The sequence below is a fragment of the Rhodanobacter sp. FW106-PBR-R2A-1-15 genome (assembly GCF_058789735.1).
The window spans coordinates 1-3,093 of the sequence record NZ_JBYTEM010000060.1 but is presented as its reverse complement, the minus strand read 5'-3'; the positions used below and the strand labels follow the sequence as shown (position 1 = coordinate 3,093).

At 68.2% G+C, this 3,093-nt stretch carries 3 protein-coding genes and 1 pseudogene; 3 read left to right on the top strand and 1 reads right to left on the bottom strand.

Annotated elements, in window-relative coordinates; translation table 11 throughout:
• Positions 1-130: 130 nt before the first annotated feature.
• Positions 131-559, top strand: a pseudogene (locus AC3WTD_RS18470) (REP-associated tyrosine transposase); the annotation flags it as partial.
• A gap of 108 nt (positions 560-667) precedes the next feature.
• On the opposite strand, the gene pmbA reads toward AC3WTD_RS18470, so the two are convergent.
• Positions 668-2,035, bottom strand: coding sequence for a metalloprotease PmbA (pmbA, locus tag AC3WTD_RS18465; protein ID WP_492614655.1), 1,368 nt, complete (start codon positions 2,033-2,035; stop codon positions 668-670).
• Positions 2,036-2,135: 100 nt separating this feature from the next.
• On the opposite strand from pmbA, the gene AC3WTD_RS18460 reads away from it, so the two are divergent.
• Together AC3WTD_RS18460 and yjgA are read left to right on the top strand one after the other, a co-directional pair.
• On the top strand, positions 2,136-2,387 hold the full coding sequence (locus tag AC3WTD_RS18460; protein ID WP_008435440.1) for a DUF1653 domain-containing protein: 252 nt from the start codon (positions 2,136-2,138) through the stop codon (positions 2,385-2,387).
• Positions 2,388-2,415: 28 nt separating this feature from the next.
• Positions 2,416-2,973, top strand: a complete 558-nt coding sequence (gene yjgA / locus AC3WTD_RS18455; RefSeq protein ID WP_027493660.1) for a ribosome biogenesis factor YjgA — start codon at positions 2,416-2,418, stop codon at positions 2,971-2,973.
• Positions 2,974-3,093 lie beyond the last annotated feature (120 nt).

Below are 3,093 nucleotides of genomic sequence, written 5' to 3'. Positions count from 1 at the left end.
CTGCTCAAAAACCAGTCCAACTACCGCGCCAAGGCGCATCAGATGGCTTGACCAACAACATAGAATCTCCTACACGGATACGCGCAAGGCGCCGCTGGATCGGGCGGGATCGGGCGGCGATGGTCCCCGAATGACGAATCCTCCGGGTCACCGGGCATTGCGCAAGGGGCGTGTCTCCCTGCCTGGGCAGGTTTATCTGCTGACGGCCACGACGGCCGGGCGCATGCCCTGGTTTCGCAACCCGGACCTCGCCCGCACGATGTGCCAGTTGACGATCGACCCTGGCACCTGGGGCGATGCGCACCTGCTTTGCTGGGTACTGATGCCCGACCATTGGCACGGCCTGATCCAGCTCGGTGAAAGCGACAGCCTTTCCATCGCGATGAACCGCTTCAAGGCTCTCTCAGCCAAGCGGCTGGCCGATCTTCGGCCTGGACGCATGTTGTGGAGCCGCGGTTTCCACGACCATGCGCTGCGCCGGGAAGAGGACATCATCGCCGTGGCGCGATACATCGTCGCCAACCCCGTGCGTGCCGGGCTGGTGCGTCGGGCGCTGGATTACCCGTACTGGAACTGCGTCTGGCTGGAGCGCACCCTGCGCGCGATGCTCTCCGTCACGTGGGCGAAAAAGCATCGCGCACAGGGTGCGCTCATACGGAAATCGCGCCTACTCGCCCGCCACGGTCATGCGGTCGAGCAGGATCGAGCCGGTCAGGACGTGCGAGCGTGGGTCGACGTCGGTACCCACCGCGACGATGCCGGCGAACATCTCGCGCAGGTTCGCCGCGATGGTGATGCCTTCCACCGGGTAGGCGATGCGGCCGTTCTCGACCCAGAAACCCGACGCGCCGCGCGAATAGTCGCCGGTGACCACGGACACCCCCTGCCCCATCACCTCGGTCACCAGCAGGCCGTTGCCCAGGCGCTGCAGCATGCCGGCGAAATCGCTACGCTCGCCGTCGGCCGCGCCCGGCTCCACGATCAGGTTGTGCACGCCACCGGCGTTGCCGGTCGACTGCAGGCCCAGCTTGCGCGCCGAGTAGCTGCCCAGCACGTAGCGCGCCAGCACGCCGCCCTCGACCAGCGCGCTGTCGACGGTGGCCACACCCTCGGCGTCGAAGTTGCCCGAGCCCTGCCCGCGCGGCAGATGCGGCCGCTCGTCGATGTTCAGCCACGCCGGCATGACCGGCTTGCCGGCGTGGTCGAGCAGGAAGCTGGCGCGGCGGTACAGCGCGCCGCCGCTGACCGCGCCGAGCAGGTGGCCGACCAGCCCGCGCGCCAGCTCCGGCGCGAACAGCACCGGGCACTGCCGCGTGGATAGGCCGCGCGCGCCCAGCCGCGCCAGCGTGCGTTCGGCGGCCTTGTCGCCGAGCGCCTGCGCGCTGATGAAATCGCCGGCGGCACGCACACTGTCGTACCAGTAGTCGCGCTGCATGCCGTCCTCGTCGCCGGCGATCAGCGCCAGCGACAGCGCATGCCGCGTGCCGCGCTCGCGCCCGACGAAGCCGTGCGAATTCGCGTACACCGACAGCCCCTGTCCGGCCTGCACGCTGGCGCCATCGGAATTGCTGATGCCGGCGTGCGCACGGCCGGCGTCCTCGATAGCGATGCCCAGCTCGATCGCCTGCGCGGTGTCGATGTCCCACGGATGCCACAGATCGAGATCGGGGAATGACATTGCCATGCGCGTCGCGTCGGCCAGCCCCGCGGCCGGGTCTTCCTCGGTGTAGCGGGCGATCGCGCAGGCCTGGTCCAGTGTGGCCTGGATCGAATCGGGGTGGAGGTCGGCGGTGCTGGCCGAACCCTTGCGCTGGCCGAAGTACACGGTCAGGCCGAAACCGCGGTCGCGGGTGTGCTCCACCGTCTCCACCTCGCCCAGGCGCACGTTCACGCTCAAGCCGGTGTCGATGCTCGCCGCCACCTCGGCCTGGCTGGCGCCGGCGATGCGGGCGCGGCGGATCACGTCCTCGGCCAGCTCGGCCAGGCGGTCAAGCTCGTGCAGGCTGCGGTCCTGGCTGATGGCAACTTCGCTCACGATGGGGTTTTCCTGGGATATAGGCGGGTAGAATAAGCGGTCCGCGACCGCTGCCCCGAAACGTGGGGGCGCGGCGGCCAAATGCAAAGCGGAGAACGCCATGCAACCTACCGCCGGCATCTATCGTCACTACAAGGGCCAGCGCTACCGCGTGCTGGGTACTGCCCGCCACAGCGAGACGATGGAACCACTGGTGGTCTACCAGGCGCTCTACGGCGACCATGGACTGTGGGTGCGTCCCGCCGCGATGTTCAACGAGACCATCGAACTGGACGGCGAACCAATCGCCCGTTTTGCACTGGAACAGGCCGACGGCGAACAGGCCGGGCCGACCGGCAGCGCCCCCGTCTGATTCGAGCCCTTCTTCCGGAACCACGACCTTGAGCCCGAGCCGCAGCCGCAACCAGCACGAACTCGACGACACCGATTACGGCCCCAGTCGCAGCCAACAGCGCCGCGAGGCACTGGCCGTGCTCGAACTGGCCGCCCAGCTGATCGAACTGCCGCCGACCCGACTGGCGAAACTCGATCTGCCCGACGACGTGCGCGACGAGATCGCCAACGTACGGCGCATCCCCTCGCACATCGCGCGCAAGCGCCAGCTCGCCTTCCTCGCCAAGATCATGCGCCGCCACGACGACGAAGCGTTCGCCGCGGTGCGCGCCGAACTCGGCGAGAACCGCGACAAGCAGCGCCAGGAAACCGCCGCCATGCACCGCATCGAGGCGCTGCGCGAGCGCCTGCTCGGCGACGACGGCGACACCGCGTTGTCCGCCCTGCTCGCCGAACACCCCGGCACCGACCGCCAGCACCTGCGCTCGCTGGTACGCCAGGCCCGCATCGAGAAGGACACGCCGAACAAGCCACCGCGGGCATATCGGGAGATTTTTCAGCTGCTGAAGGATCTGGCGCAGTCGGGCGATTCGGCCGAAGGCTGACGCGCGGTACCTGTAGGAGCGCGGCTTGTGCGCGATACTTTTTTGGGTCTTCGCGGATCAGTGTGGGTGGATTTTGGCGTTATCGGGTAGCGGTGGCAGGAAGCTGGCGATGACCTTGAG

Excerpts from the sequence above, each read along its gene's own strand:
- AC3WTD_RS18460 (WP_008435440.1), top strand. The coding sequence starts at position 2,136 with ATGCAACCTACCGCCGGCATCTATCGTCACTACAAGGGCCAGCGCTAC.